Below are 13,737 nucleotides of genomic sequence, written 5' to 3'. Positions count from 1 at the left end.
TGTTTTTGTTGTGGCCGGATGGCCCCGGGCGGCGTTTGCCGGCCGCAGGGCGCCCTGGCGACAGGCGCGGGCCTGTCACCGGGGGTGGTGCTCGGGAGTCGGTGTGTGCTTACAGGGCCTTGGCCATGTCGCGCAGGACGAACTTCTGGATCTTGCCGGTGCTGGTCTTCGGCAGCTGGGTGAAGACCACGGTGCGCGGCACCTTGAAGCCGGCCAGGTGCTCGCGGCAGAAGCCGATGATGTCCGTCTCGCGCACGCCCTGGTGGTCGGCCTTGAGGGTGATGAAGGCGCACGGCGTCTCGCCCCACTTCTCGTCCGGGCGGGCCACCACCGCGGCCTCCAGGACGCCGGGGTGGCGATACAGCACGCCTTCGACCTCGATGGTGGAGATGTTCTCGCCGCCGGAAATGATGATGTCCTTGAGCCGGTCGCGGATCTCCACGTAGCCGTCCGGGTGGCACACGGCCAGGTCGCCGGTGTGGAACCAGCCGCCCTCGAAGGCCTCGGCGGTGGCGGTGGGGTTCTTCAGGTAGCCCTTCATCACGGTGTTGCCGCGCATGAAGATCTCGCCGATGGTCTCGCCGTCGCGCGGGGTCGGTTCCAGGGTCTTCGGATCGGCCACCATCACCCCTTCCAGGGTCGGGTAGCGCACGCCCTGGCGCGCCTTGATCACGGCGCGTTCGTCCAGCGGCAGTTCATCCCACTCGGCATGCCAGGCGCACAGGGTGACCGGGCCGTAGACTTCGGTGAGGCCGTAGACGTGGGTGACGTGGATGCCCATTTCCTCGACCGCGCCGATCACCTTGGCCGGCGGTGCAGCACCGGCGACCATGGCCTTGACCGGGTGATCGATGGCCGCCTTGGCCTCGTCCGGCATGTTGACCAGGGCATTGAGCACGATCGGTGCACCGCACATGTGGCTGACCTGCTCGTCGCGGATCAGGGTGAGGATCTTCGCCGGGTCGACGCGGCGCAGGAACACGTGCACGCCGGCCAGGGCGGTGATGGTCCAGGGGTAGCACCAGCCGTTGCAGTGGAACATCGGCAGGGTCCACAGGTACACCGGGTGGTTGCCCATGGCCCAGGTCATCTGGTTGCCCAGCGCGTTCAGGTAGGCGCCGCGGTGGTGGTAGACCACGCCCTTGGGGTTGCCGGTGGTGCCGGAGGTGTAGTTGAGGCTGATCGCCTGCCACTCGTCGTCCGGCCACTGCCAGGCGAACTCGGGGTCGCCCTCGGCGAGGAAGGCCTCGTAGTCGAGGCTGCTGACCGCCTGGCCTTCGCCGTATTCCGGGTCATCCACGTCGATCACCAGCGGCGGGTGGTCGAGCATGCCGACGGCGGCGTGGATCACGTCATGGAACTCGCGGTCGGTGATCAGCACCTTGGCTTCGCCGTGCTGCAGCATGAAGGCGATCGCCTCGGCATCCAGGCGCACGTTGAGGGTGTTGAGCACGGCGCCGATCATCGGCACGCCGAAATGCGCCTCGAGCATCTGCGGGATGTTCGGCAGCATCACCGCCACCGTGTCGCCCTTGCCGATGCCGCGGCCGGCCAGGGCCGAGGCCAGGCGCCGGCAGCGCGCGTAGGTCTGCGCCCAGGTGCGGCGGATCGAGCCGTGGACCACGGCCGGGTAGTGCGGGTAAACGCTGGCCGTGCGCTCGATGAAGCTGAGCGGGCTGAGGGCGATGTGGTTCACGGCGGCAGGGGCAAGACCCTGTTCAAAGATCGACATGCTAGGCACCCGGTGGCTGATTGTTAGCTCTGATGCTGCCCAGGCTTATTCATACGGCAAGGGCAGTAGATGATTCGGAGTGTTTTATATAGGAATCTAAGTCATATATGGAAGTACTACCTGAGTATTATAGTATTTGTACTATACCTGCTCGACATAAGACTGAATGCCTACAGCCACTGCGTAAGGCTGCATATAAGCTAGCCCGATTCCCCACTACAGGACGGCCGATGTCCCGCATTCCGCTTCGACTCCACACCTGGTTGCGCCTGCAGCGCGAAGACGTGCCGCTGAGTGCCCGCGCCGATGCGCTGTGCCGCGTGCTGCGCGGCTGCGCGGAGGTGCGCCAGGCGTTCTACCTGAGCTGGCAGGAGGCCGCCGGCATCTATGCCCACGAGGGCAGCGGCCAGCACCTGCCGCCTGGCCAGGGTGACCCGTCGCTGGCCAGCGACCGGGCGCTGTTCGAGCGCCTGGGGCAAGAGGGGCGGCTGAGCCTGGAGCAGGTGCGCAAGCTGGATGTGTGGCTGGCCGGGCGCCTGCGCCGCGCGGCCATCAGCCATGGCCAGGTGTTCGAACTGGGCCTGGCCGCGGGGCAGGGCGGGCTGCTGCTGGTCGAGGTGGCAGAGGGCGTGAGCCTGGACTGGCTGGGCTGGGTGCAGGAGCTGCTGAGCACCCTGCTCGGCCTGCTCAATGGCCTGTTGCGCGCCTCGCCGCTGCTCGGCCACGATCCGCAGCCGAGCCTGCTGCTGGATGCCCAGGCGCGCCCGCTGGAACTCAATGCGGCCTTGCTGACGCTGCTCGCCGACCTGCCGATGAGCCAGGTGCTGCGCCTGCTGCCGGTCAACCATGCGGCACTGGTGCGCGCCTGCCTGGAGCAGTGCCGCGCCATCGAGGCGGTCGAGGCGCAGTGCGACGCGCGCATCCTGGTCTGGACCTTCATCCCCGACCCGCAGGAGCAGCGCGTGCTGGCGCGCTGCCAGGACGCCACCGAGCAGGTCCTGGCCGAGCGCGAGGCGGCCAAGGCGCGGCGCCTGTACCGGCTGATCACCGAGAACACCACCGACCTGATTTCCCGGCACACCCCCGACGGGCGCTTCCTCGATGCCTCGCCGGCCTCCTGGACGCTGCTCGGCTACTGGCCGGAGGAACTGCGCGGGCAACTGGCCCAGGGCCTGTTCCATGCCCGCGACCTGGCGCAGCTGGTGCAACGCACCCGCGATGCGCTGGAGCAGGACGGCTACCACACCATGACCTACCGCATTCGCCATCGCGACGGCCACTACCTGTGGTTCGAGACGGCCAGCCGGGCCATCCGCGAAACCTATACCGGGACGGTGGTCGAGGTGGTCAGCGTGTCGCGCGACATCACCGCGCGGGTGCAGGCCGAGGAGAATCGCCGGCGCCTGGCCGAGGTGGTCGAGGCCAACACCGACCCGGTGCTGTTCATCGACCCGGACGGCCGCGTCACCTACCTCAACCCGGCGGCGCGGCGCACCCTGCGCCTGGCACCCGAGCAGGGCATGCCGGTCCTGGCCGAGCTGCTGGCGGCCGACGACCTGGCGCGCCTGCAGCGCGACGGCTGGCGCAGCGCCGAGCAGGCCGGGGTGTGGAGCACCGACCTGCGCCTGCGCCCGGCCGATGGCGGCGCCTCGGTGCCGGTGTCGCTGGTGCTGCTGGCGCACCGCGCCGCCGGTGGCGAGCGCTACTACTCGCTGGTGGCGCGTGACATGACCGAGCGCGAGCTGCGCGAGGCCCAGCAGCGCCGCCATCAGGACGAGCTGGCGCATACCGCGCGGCTGGTCACCCTCGGCGAGCTGGCCTCGGGCATCGCCCATGAGATCAACCAGCCGCTGGCGGCGGTGGTCAACTACGCCAGCGCCAGCCAGCGCTACCTGCAGGCGCTGGGCAGCAACCCGCAGGCCGCCGAACGGGTGGCCCAGGGTCTGGAGCGCATCACCGAGCACGCCAACCATGCCTCGGAGGTGATCAAGCGCCTGCGTGCCTTCCTGCGCAAGGGCCAGCGGCGCATGCAGGCGCTGGATGTGGCCGAGGTGGCGCGCGAGGCGGTGCGCCTGTGTGCCTGGGAAGCCGACGCCAGCCAGGTGGCGATCGACGAGCAGTTGCCGGACAATCTGCCGCCGGTCTACGCCGATCGGGTGCTGCTCGAGCAGGTGCTGCTCAACCTGCTGCGCAATGCCATCGAGGCCAACCGCGAGGCGCATCCGGGGCAGCCATCGAGCATCCAGCTGGTGGCGCACGGGGTGGCCGAGGGGCGGCTGGAAATCGGCGTGCGCGACCAGGGGCCGGGGGTCGGCGCAGCCGAGCTGGAACGCATCTTCACCCCTTTCTACACCAGCAAACCGGACGGCCTGGGCCTGGGCCTGTCGATGAGTCGCAGCATAGTCGAGGGCTTTGGCGGCTCCCTCGATGGTGTGCGCGAGGCGGGCGGCGGCCTGCTGATGCGCTGTCGCCTGCCGGCCATAGAACAATAACCAGATCAGGAGTAACAGCATGCCGACTGCAGCCGAGCAGCTGGTGTACGTGGTGGATGACGATCAGGGCATGCTCGATTCGACGGTGTGGCTGCTCGAGTCGGTCGGCCTCAAGGCCGTGCCCTTCACCAATGGCCGGGACTTTCTCGACGCCTGCGATGCCAGCCGCAATGCCTGCGTGCTGCTGGATGTGCGCATGCCGGGCATGGGCGGGCTGAATGTGCAGGAGGAGATGCGCGCGCGTGGCCTCGACCTGCCGGTGATCTTCGTCAGCGGCCACGCCGACGTGCCGATCGTGGTGCGCGCGTTCAAGGCCGGTGCCCACGATTTCATCGAGAAGCCGTACAACGAGCAGCTGCTGCTGGACAGCGTGCAGCAGGCGCTGAGCCGCATCGACGCGCGGCGCTCCGGCAGCAGCGGCCATGCCGAACTGCAAGCACGCCTGGACAGCCTGACGCCGCGCGAGCGCGACGTGCTGTTGCCGCTGGTGCGTGGCTATACCAACCGCGAAGTGGCCGAGCAGCTGCAGATCAGCGTGAAGACCGTCGACCTGTACCGGGCGCGGGTGATGAAACGCATGCAGGCCGAGCGCCTGCCCGACCTGGTCGGCATGCTGATCGCCGCCGGCCTGGTCGACCCGCTGAAGCTGCGCTGACAGCACAGCTTCAGCGGGTCGATGTCTTCAGGGGGCGGGTTATTTGCACAGCACGATCAGGCTGCGGCTGGAGAAACCGGCCGGGTCGAGGCCGAAGACGAAATCCGCCGGGTCGTCTTCGCCGCTGTCGCTGCCGGCCTTGGCCAGGACCTTGTAGCCCTTGCTGCCACAGGCGTCGGCGGCTTTCTTCTCGCATTTCTCCCAGCTCGAGGTGAGCCCGGAGCAGTTGATGTGCAGGCCCTTGCGGCCCTTCTTCTCGTAACTCTTGGATGTCGCGGCACAGCCGGCAAGCGCCAGCACAACCAATAGCAGCACAAGCCTGTTCATGACGGTCCCCGGTTGGCTTGTCTGTGTCTGGCAGGCTTTTGGCCCGCCAACCCCTGTTAGCAATGGTGCCATCCGTGCCGCAGTTCTTTATGGTGGCCGACTGCGTTGCACTCCCGGTTATCCGGGGGCGATGGCATGCTGAGAAATAGCACAAAGCCGGGGCGGCAGGCGAGACAAAAAGCATAAGGGCCGCATGGCGGAGGCCGCCCGGGCATGCCGTTGCAGAGGCCCTGGGCCGGTTCGGCGAAGGGCTGCCCTGGGGCAGGCTCAAGGGGTGACAAAAAAGGTCAGTTTGCGGCGCAGTGCCGCTCCCGATCCGTTCGCCCGGGCCGGCGGGCCGCCGTATTGACGGGGCGGCCGGGCTGGCATGCTTCTGGCTATCTTTCAGGCACTTGCTGGCAGACTGCCAGTAACTTTGGCTGCTCTGGGAAAGTGGGTGTCATGGACAGTGCCGGACCTAAGGTGATTCATCTGCGCGAGCTCGATGCGCACGGGGCATTGGAACGCCTCAACCGCATCACCGGCTTGCGCTTTGCACGCTGGCCACAATCGCTGGCGCCCCTGGCGCGGCAGGCGGCGGGCGAGACGCCGCCGGCCGAAGCGGCCGAGCCGGTCGCCTGTAGCGTGGAAAGCGCCTGAGAGCCCGTTTACGCGGCCATGCAAAAATGTCTGGCTCCGAAAAGCAAAACCCCGCGGCTGGGCGCGGGGTTCGTTGGTGCGCTGGGGCTCAGGCCGTGGCCTGGCGGCTCGTGCTGCTCTGCAGCTCCACCGGCTGGACGAAGAGTTCCTCGACCACCAGGGTCTTGGCCGGTACGGCCGAGCGCAGGCGGATCTGCATGTCCTCGATCTTCTGCTTCACCGGCAGGCGCGCCACGCCGGAGAGCATGACCTTGTTGTGCGCGTTGACCTTGCCGTGTTCGACCGCCACCTCGCGTTGCTGGCTGCCATCGCGATAGCTGACCAGCAGCGACACCGGCAGGTTGGCCAGCCCCGGCAAGTGCAGCCAGGCGGCCACGTTGAACTCGGCCACCCGCCCTTCATACGGGGTGACCCCGGTGCGGGCGCTATTGACGATGCTGGAGGGGACCGGGCCGATCAGCTTGTCGGGGACTTGGGACATGGACAGGCTCCACTTGTACTGTTCTAGGTGTAGGAGTGGGGCAATTATAGGGGCGCGCCCAGGCGTGAAACTGTGCGCTTGGGCAGCGTTGGCCGTGACCCCGGTCGCAGTTTCAGGCCAGGCGCAGCGGGTGGCGCACCACTGTCGCAGTGGTCAGGTTCGCCGCCGGTAACGGCAGTGCGGCCTGGTTGTTGACGTTGACCAGTTGCAGCCAGAGATTCTCCCCTTCGGCGAATTGGCCGCAGGGCAGCCACAGGCCGTGATGCCAGCCGTTGCCTGGCGCCGGGGTGCTCTGCAGCACGCCGGGATGGGTCTGCGCGCTGGGCGCGCGGCGCAGCCAGGCCGGGCGCGGCAAGCCTTTGAGGTAGCGCAGGCCGAGGTGCAGGCCGGCGCCGTTGAGATGGCGCCAGCGCACCAGGGCCAGGCTCGGCGTGCCTTTGCCGGCCAGCACCAGGACCAGCTGACCGACCGGCAGGTGTGCGCCCAGCTCGGCGTCGCACAGCAGGCGGGCCCCGCCGGGGCTGGCGTCGAGCATCTGGGCCGTGCAGCTCGGCGGGCGCTTTTCCAGCAGCTGTGCGTGAATCCCGGCCAGGCCGATGACCAGGCTGCAGTCGGCGCTGAAGTCGGCACGCGGATGGCGGCGCTGCTGGCGGCCGAACCAGTGCGGCTGTACGCGTTCGAGCAGTTCGCGTTCGACCGCGCTCTGCAGCGGGGCGGGTTCGCGCAGGGCGACCAGCAGGGCGCCCAGTTCGAGGCGGCGCAGGCCGGCGGGATCGCCCTGCGGCGGCTGCTCGACCGACAGGCAGGGCTGGGCGAGCGACAGGTCGACGACGGTCGCCTCGCTGTCTTCGTCCGCCTCCCAGGGCAACAGGCTGGCCAGACCGGCCAGTGGCGTGAGCGCGCCGAAGAGGATCGGGCATTCGCCCTCGGCCAGGTGGAAGGGGTTGCTCATGGCCAGCAGCAGCGTCTGCTGGTAGAGGCCGCGCAGGGTCCCGGCCGGTGTCGGCTGGAACGCGGCGGCGACGTGTTCGTCGAGGCAGCCCTGGTGCTCGCCGATCCAGTACAGCAGGTGGCTGTCGCGCCAGAGCCCGGCCGGTGGTTCCCGGTACAACTGGTAGTGGCGCATCAGGGTCTGTGCGATGAAATGCTCGGCCATGTACAGGCACCAGGCCAGGTGCGGGCGCGAGGGCTGGCGGCCCTGGAGGATCTGCAGCAGCAGGCGCTTGAAGCCGCCGGCCAGTTCCTCGCAGAGGTGCACGAAGAGCGCCGAGGGGGCCGTGCTGCCACTGCAGGCCGCGGCGTAATGGCGGTATTCCTCGCTGAAGCTTTGCAGAGCGCGCTGCCTTTCCAGTAAGGTCATGGCGCTGCGATTGAGTCGGAAGAGCAAGTTCAGCGCCTGTTGCAGGGCGCTCTCCGGCGTCAGGGCGCGGGCCGCCTGCAACTGGGTGCAGAGATCGGCCAGGGGTGTGGCATTCTCCTCGAGGATGTCCGGCACTTCGAGGCGCAAGGCATCCAGCGTCATGTCAACCCTGCGTGCACGAGGATCGAATGCATGGGAATGCGACTCCAGGTTATGGTGGGAATACTGGCTGGGCTGCTGTTGGCCGGCTGCGCCGAGGACATGGGCGTCGACCAGCATGGACGAAAGGTAACGGCTGAGCAGCTGGAAGGCCAGTGGTTAGTGATTAATTACTGGGCCGAGTGGTGCGCGCCGTGCCGCACCGAGATCCCCGAGCTGAACCGCCTCAGCGAGCAGCTGGCGGGACGTGCCACCCAGGTGCTGGGGGTCAACTTCGATGCCCTGCAGGGCGAGGCGCTGCGCCAGGCAGCAGACGGTTTCGGCATCCGCTTCAGCGTGCTGGCGCAGGATCCGGCGGCACGCTACCGGCTGCCGCGCAACGAGGTGCTGCCGGTGACCTATATCATCGACAGCCAGGGGCAGGTGCGCGAGCGCCTGGTCGGGGAACAGACCGCCGCCGGCCTGCTGGCGCGGCTGGACGAACTGCAGGGGCGGGAGTAGGGCGATGGCGACCATCTGTGTGCATGGCTACATCAGCGGCAAGGTGCAGGGCGTGTACTTTCGCCAGTGCACCAGCGTCGAGGCCGAGCGTCTGGAGCTCAATGGCTGGGTGCGCAACCTGCCGGATGGGCGGGTCGAGGTGCTGGCCGAGGGCGCGGAGGCGGCGGTGCGCGAGCTGGTCGAGTGGTTGGCCTGCGGCCCGGCCAATGCCGAGGTCACGGCGGTCGAGTTGGAGGAACAGCCTCTGCAGGGGATCGCCGGGTTCATCGTGCGCCGTTGAGGCGAGGGCAGATGCGCCGGGGCGTGGCGCATCTTGGTGGTGCGGCTTTAGAGCCTGTTTTTAACGCAGTGGAGCCTGCGCGCCGCAGATCGTGAACCGGCTCTCAGTCGTTGCCCGGATCGGCGACCAGGCGCCCGGCTTCCTTGGTCAGTTTCTGCAGGAACTCCTGCTGCAGCTCCGGATCGTTGCGGGTCAGCTCGATCAGGCTCTGTTCCAGCTCGCTGGCCTCTTCCTCCAGGCCCAGGTCGGACAGGCGCTTGACCCGGTGCACCCACTGCGCCACTTCATCGTCTTCCAGATCGTCATAGATCAGCGCGTGGGCTTCCTGCAGCTTGCCGCGCAGGGCCCGGCTGACCAGCAGGCTGGCGTCGGCGCGGGTGTTGTCCAGCGGGTCTTCCACGCTCAGCAGCAGGTTGCCGACCCGGCTCACGTCCTGGGCGGCGAATGGGTCGTCGAGCAGGTTCAGGCGCAGCACACCATTGCGGTCGGTGCTCAGCTCGTGGGTGGTTTCGCCGGCCTTGACCATCACCGGGCGTTCGACCCACGGCAGGCTGGAGTATTCCATGCGCTTGTCCAGCTGGCGCTCGTCGAGGCTGGCCAGGTTCTGCTGCGAACGGCCGTTGGACTCGACGTTCAGCGCCGGGTTGATGCCGGCGAAGCCGTAGCTGATCCAGTCCTTGGTCGCGCTGTCCGGCAGGCGGCCGAGCATCACCACGTTGAGCACGTTGGCGCCCACGCCGGCAACCACCGCCACCACGCCCAGCGGCACTTCGTAGAGTTCGCGCCAGGCCTGGTAGGGGGTGTAGCGGTCATAGCGGCGGGTGACCTCGAACTCGGTGACTTCGAAGGTCTTCTGGTCATGCACGCGCACTCGCCGTTGCGGCAGCTCGAGCAGGCGCGGTTCGCCGACGTCGATCTGCAGGCTGTGGTCGAGCAGTTTGCGCTCGACGCGCTCTTCCTGTTCGCTGCGCTGCGGCAAGTGGTTGGCACAACCGCCGAGAAAGAGGGCGCCGCTCAGGGCGGCGCCGAGGCGCAGGGTGCTTCGCTTGAACATGATTGCTCTTGATGAACGTGCTGGATTAGCGACCCGTACGGCCGTTGATGAAGGACAGGATCTCGGCGGCAGGCACGGCCTGGGCTTCGCTGTCACGACGGTGCTTGTACTCGAGGTTGCCCTCGGCCAGACCGCGGTCGCTGACCACGATGCGGTGCGGGATGCCGATCAGTTCCATATCGGCAAACTTCACCCCGGGGCTGGTCTTCTTGTCGCGGTCGTCCAGCAGCACTTCGTAACCGGCCGCGGTCAGCTCTGCATACAGCTTGTCGGTGGCCTCGCGCACGGCTTCGTTCTCGTATTTCATCGGAACCAGGGCGATCTGGAAGGGCGCCAGGGCGTCGCTCCAGAGGATGCCGCGCTCGTCCCAGTTCTGCTCGATGGCGGCCGCCACCACGCGCGAGACGCCGATGCCATAGCAGCCCATGGTAAGGGTGATCGGCTTGCCGCCTTCACCCAGTACCTTGCAGCCCAGGGCCTCGCTGTACTTGGTGCCGAGCTGGAAGATGTGCCCGACCTCGATGCCGCGCTTGATCACCAGGCTGCCCTGGCCGTCCGGGCTGGGGTCGCCGGCGACCACGTTGCGCAGGTCGGCCACGGCTGGCAGCGGCAGATCGCGTTCCCAGTTGAGGCCGAAATAGTGCTGGTCGTCGACGTTGGCCCCGGCGCCGAAATCGCTCATCAGTGCAACCGAGCGGTCGATGATGCACGGGATCGGCAGGTTCAGCGGGCCCAGGGAGCCGGGGCCGGCACCGATGGCGGCGCGGATCTCGGCTTCCGAGGCAAATGCCAGCGGGCTGGCGACCAGTTCGTGGTTGGCGGCCTTGATTTCGTTCAGCTCGTGGTCGCCGCGCACGATCAGGGCGATCAGCTTGCCTTCCTCGGCCGCATGCACGACCAGGGTCTTGACGGTCTTCTCGATGGCCAGGTTGAACTGGCTGACCAGGTCGGTGATGGTCTTGGCCGCCGGGGTGTCGACCAGGCGCAGGGCTTCGCTGGCTGCGGCGCGGCTGGTTTCACGGGGGATGGCTTCGGCTTTCTCGATGTTGGCGGCGTAGTCGGAGACATCGCTGAAGGCGATATCGTCTTCACCGGACTCGGCCAGCACATGGAATTCGTGGGAGCCGGTGCCGCCGATCGAGCCGGTGTCGGCCTGTACCGGGCGGAAGTTCAGGCCCAGGCGGCTGAATACGTTGCAGTAGGCCTGGTGCATGCGGTCGTAGGTTTCCTGCAGCGACTCCTGGGTCAGGTGGAAGGAGTAGGCGTCCTTCATGATGAACTCGCGGCCACGCATCAGGCCGAAGCGCGGACGGATCTCGTCGCGGAACTTGGTCTGGATCTGGTACAGGTTGATCGGCAGCTGCTTGTAGCTGTTCAGCTCGTTGCGCGCCAGGTCGGTGATCACTTCCTCGTGGGTCGGGCCAACGCAGAACTCGCGGCCATGGCGATCCTTGATGCGCAGCAGCTCGGGGCCGTATTGCTCCCAGCGCCCGGATTCCTGCCACAGTTCGGCCGGCTGGATGGCCGGCATCAGCACTTCCAGGGCACCGGCTGCGTTCATCTCTTCGCGCACGATGGCCTCGGCCTTGCGCAGCACGCGCAGACCCATGGGCAGCCAGGTGTAGAGCCCGGACGCCAGCTTGCGGATCATCCCCGCGCGCAGCATCAGCTGGTGGCTGATCACCACGGCGTCGGAAGGGGTTTCTTTGAGGGTCGAGAGCAGGTACTGACTGGTACGCATGTTTGGCCGTTCTGTCGGTTGCGAGGGCAGATAATCACTCGGCATTGTACGGTGCCAGTCCTGTGGCGTACAGGATCAGACCAGGAGTAGAAGGTGGCCGAATTGACTGCGGAGCAGGTACAGGCGCTGATTCGCGCTGGGGTGCCGATGGCCGAGGATATCGATCTGCGCATCGATTGCCTGAGTGCGGATCTGGCGCTGGCCAGGGTGCCATTTCATGGCAAGCTGGTGCGGCCGGGCGGAACCTTGTCCGGACCGACCATCATGTCGCTGGCCGATGCGGCCATGTATGCGGTGGTGCTGGGGCGTCTGGGGCGGGTGGAAATGGCGGTGACGTCCAACCTGAACATCAACTTTCTGGCCAAGCCGAAGCCGGTGGATCTGCTGGCGCAGGCACGTATCCTGCGCTTGTCACGCCGACAGGCGGTATGCGAGGTGCTGCTGTATTCGCTCGGGGCGGAGGATGAGCTGGTGGCGCATGTCACCGGCACCTATGCCCTGCCGCTGGGGTGCTGATTCGCGAGCAAAAAGAAACCCGGCCTAGGCCGGGTTTCTTTATTTTCCGAGTACGGCTGAGACTTACAGGATGTCCAGCGGGTATTCGGTGATGATGCGGAACTCGTCGAGGTCGGTGCCCAGAGCGGAGTTGGCATCGCTGTTGGCACGCCAGGTGGAGTGACGCAGGCGAACGGACAGGTCCTTCGCCGGGCCTTCCTGAACCACGTACTTGGCTTCCAGGTTGCGCTCCCACTCTTCGCCGTCTTCACCGAAGTAGCCGTAAGCGCCGTTCGGGCCGCCGTCGTACTTGCTGCCGTCGATGTCTTCGCCGGTGATGTAACGAGCCATGAAGCTCAGGCCAGGTACACCGTACTCGGCCATGTTCAGGTCGTAGCGAACCTGCCAGGATTTCTCGTTCGGGGCGTTGAAGTCGGAGTACTGAACGGAGTTGTTCAGCCAGATGGAATCGCCGGAGTTGCCGCTGTCCATTGAGATGTAGTCGAACGGCTCGTCGCCATCGACTTGCTGGTGGGCCAGGGTGAACTTGTGTGCGCCCAGGCTATAGGCAGCCGCCAACGACCAAGTGGTGTTGTCGATCGTGCCGGCCAGTTCGTCACCGGTTTCGCTGGTGTCATAGATGTTGAAGTCGAAGTTCAGCGCCTGGGACTCGGTCAGCGGGATGGTGTAGTTCAGGTTGGCGTAGTACTGGTTCCAGACGTCCTGCAGCTTGGCACCGTATACGGTGGCGCTGAAATTGTCGGTGAACGAGTAGGTGCCGCCGGCATAGTCGACGCTCTTGGCGTCTACGCTGCCGCCGTAGGTCAGGGTGATTTCACCGTCGCTGTTGGTGGAGGCACTGCCATCGCGAATCGCGGTGAAGTGACCTGCGTCGATGCTCAGGTTTTCGATCTCGTTGCTCAGCAGCTGGAAGCCGGTGGCGGAGCCCGGGAACAGGCGGGCGGTACCAGTGGCGAAGACCGGTGCGGTCGGAATCAGGTCGCCATACTTCAGTTCGGTGTTGGAGATGCGAGCTTTGACCGCACCGCCGGCGTAGGAGTATTCGTCCTCGGCACGACCGTCAGAGTCGCGCGGCAGCAGGCCAGTACCAGTGGTGCCGCGACCGCTGTCGAGCTTCAGACCGAGCGCTGCATGGGCGTCAACGCCGAAGCCCACTACGCCCTGGGTGTAGCCAGACGCGTAGTTGGCCAGGATGCCGTGTGCCCACTCTTCGCGATGGCTCTGCGAGTCGCTCGAGTTGTTCTTGAAATCACGGTTGAAGTAGAAGTTCTTGTTCAGCAGGCTCAGGCTGCTGTCTTCAACAAAGCCCTTGGACTCGTCTTGCGCGCTGGCGAAGGCCAGTTGGGTAGTGCCGGCGGTGACCGCGAGGGCCAGTGCGCTCCACTTCATCACTTGCATTGTGATTGCTCCTTTGGTTTAGAAGAGTTGTGCTGCCCAAGTAATTGTTGTATGGGCTGCTTCTTTCTTTTTGTGTCGGCGCTAAACTTATATCACGACAACTTTGTTGGCGACACTTGCTGCCAACTACCTACAGGTTATTTACAGATACGTCGCAAAATTGCATCTGCGATGTCGCAATTCTGTAGGTTTTTGCCGCTCCCCCCTTAAAGATCTGCAAATCCAATCGCTTAGGCCGCTTCCTGGGCGGTTGGCGATGGGCGTTGTCCCGGTCAGGGTGAAGCTATCGCCGACTGTCTGTGTAACAAAGCAACATCCGTGCACAAAATGCCAAGTGCCAAGAAAAACTTCTTTGAACGACTGCTCAGTAGGCTGAAAAGTGCCTAGGTCGGTCTGTTCGTG

At 66.1% G+C, this 13,737-nt stretch carries 13 protein-coding genes; 6 read left to right on the top strand and 7 right to left on the bottom strand.

Going from position 1 to position 13,737, the window contains the following annotated elements; genetic code table 11:
* Positions 1 to 109 precede the first annotated feature (109 nt).
* Complete coding sequence (locus F3I62_RS04470; RefSeq protein WP_160488491.1) at positions 110 to 1,732, bottom strand: acyl-CoA synthetase; 1,623 nt, start codon at positions 1,730 to 1,732, stop codon at positions 110 to 112.
* 230 nt (positions 1,733 to 1,962) lie between these two features.
* On the opposite strand from F3I62_RS04470, the gene F3I62_RS04465 reads away from it, so the two are divergent.
* Complete coding sequence (locus F3I62_RS04465; protein ID WP_160488490.1) at positions 1,963 to 4,224, top strand: PAS domain S-box protein; 2,262 nt, start codon at positions 1,963 to 1,965, stop codon at positions 4,222 to 4,224.
* A gap of 19 nt (positions 4,225 to 4,243) precedes the next feature.
* Positions 4,244 to 4,879, top strand: coding sequence for a response regulator transcription factor (locus F3I62_RS04460; RefSeq protein WP_160488489.1), 636 nt, complete (start codon positions 4,244 to 4,246; stop codon positions 4,877 to 4,879).
* 39 nt (positions 4,880 to 4,918) lie between these two features.
* On the opposite strand, the gene F3I62_RS04455 is transcribed toward F3I62_RS04460, so the two are convergent.
* On the bottom strand, positions 4,919 to 5,206 hold the full coding sequence (locus F3I62_RS04455) for a hypothetical protein (RefSeq protein ID WP_160488488.1): 288 nt from the start codon (positions 5,204 to 5,206) through the stop codon (positions 4,919 to 4,921).
* A gap of 441 nt (positions 5,207 to 5,647) precedes the next feature.
* Here F3I62_RS04455 and F3I62_RS04450 point away from each other — a divergent pair, with 441 nt between their 5' ends.
* Positions 5,648 to 5,845 (top strand): hypothetical protein, encoded by a 198-nt coding sequence (locus tag F3I62_RS04450; RefSeq protein ID WP_160488487.1) that lies wholly within the window; start codon positions 5,648 to 5,650, stop codon positions 5,843 to 5,845.
* An 88-nt stretch (positions 5,846 to 5,933) separates the two neighbouring features.
* Here the strand turns inward: F3I62_RS04450 and F3I62_RS04445 are convergent, their stop codons facing one another.
* Positions 5,934 to 6,326 (bottom strand): hypothetical protein, encoded by a 393-nt coding sequence (locus F3I62_RS04445; RefSeq protein ID WP_160488486.1) that lies wholly within the window; start codon positions 6,324 to 6,326, stop codon positions 5,934 to 5,936.
* Between the two features lie 112 nt (positions 6,327 to 6,438).
* Positions 6,439 to 7,848: a PilZ domain-containing protein gene (locus F3I62_RS04440; RefSeq protein ID WP_160488485.1), complete on the bottom strand. Its 1,410-nt coding sequence runs from the start codon at positions 7,846 to 7,848 to the stop codon at positions 6,439 to 6,441.
* A gap of 30 nt (positions 7,849 to 7,878) precedes the next feature.
* Between F3I62_RS04440 and F3I62_RS04435 the strand changes: the two genes are divergently transcribed.
* Both F3I62_RS04435 and F3I62_RS04430 read left to right on the top strand, forming a co-directional pair.
* Positions 7,879 to 8,346 (top strand): TlpA disulfide reductase family protein, encoded by a 468-nt coding sequence (locus tag F3I62_RS04435; protein WP_372240079.1) that lies wholly within the window; start codon positions 7,879 to 7,881, stop codon positions 8,344 to 8,346.
* 4 nt (positions 8,347 to 8,350) lie between these two features.
* Positions 8,351 to 8,626, top strand: coding sequence for an acylphosphatase (locus F3I62_RS04430; RefSeq protein WP_160488484.1), 276 nt, complete (start codon positions 8,351 to 8,353; stop codon positions 8,624 to 8,626).
* Between the two features lie 103 nt (positions 8,627 to 8,729).
* Here F3I62_RS04430 and F3I62_RS04425 read toward each other — a convergent pair whose 3' ends face one another.
* Together F3I62_RS04425 and F3I62_RS04420 are read right to left on the bottom strand one after the other, a co-directional pair.
* Positions 8,730 to 9,680 carry a hypothetical protein gene (locus tag F3I62_RS04425; protein ID WP_160488483.1) on the bottom strand — a complete coding sequence of 317 codons (951 nt, stop codon included), beginning with the start codon at positions 9,678 to 9,680 and terminating at the stop codon, positions 8,730 to 8,732.
* 25 nt (positions 9,681 to 9,705) lie between these two features.
* Positions 9,706 to 11,421, bottom strand: a complete 1,716-nt coding sequence (locus F3I62_RS04420) for a proline--tRNA ligase (protein ID WP_160488482.1) — start codon at positions 11,419 to 11,421, stop codon at positions 9,706 to 9,708.
* Between the two features lie 102 nt (positions 11,422 to 11,523).
* On the opposite strand from F3I62_RS04420, the gene F3I62_RS04415 reads away from it, so the two are divergent.
* Complete coding sequence (locus F3I62_RS04415) at positions 11,524 to 11,937, top strand: PaaI family thioesterase (protein WP_160489016.1); 414 nt, start codon at positions 11,524 to 11,526, stop codon at positions 11,935 to 11,937.
* 63 nt (positions 11,938 to 12,000) lie between these two features.
* Here F3I62_RS04415 and F3I62_RS04410 read toward each other — a convergent pair whose 3' ends face one another.
* Positions 12,001 to 13,335, bottom strand: a complete 1,335-nt coding sequence (locus tag F3I62_RS04410; protein ID WP_160488481.1) for an OprD family porin — start codon at positions 13,333 to 13,335, stop codon at positions 12,001 to 12,003.
* Between the last annotated feature and the right edge of the window lie 402 nt (positions 13,336 to 13,737).

Origin of the sequence: Pseudomonas sp. R-28-1W-6 (genome assembly GCF_009799925.1) — a bacterium.
GTDB lineage: Bacteria > Pseudomonadota > Gammaproteobacteria > Pseudomonadales > Pseudomonadaceae > Aquipseudomonas.
The sequence above is the reverse complement of the archived record's forward strand: the minus strand, read 5'-3'. Positions and strand labels throughout refer to the sequence as shown.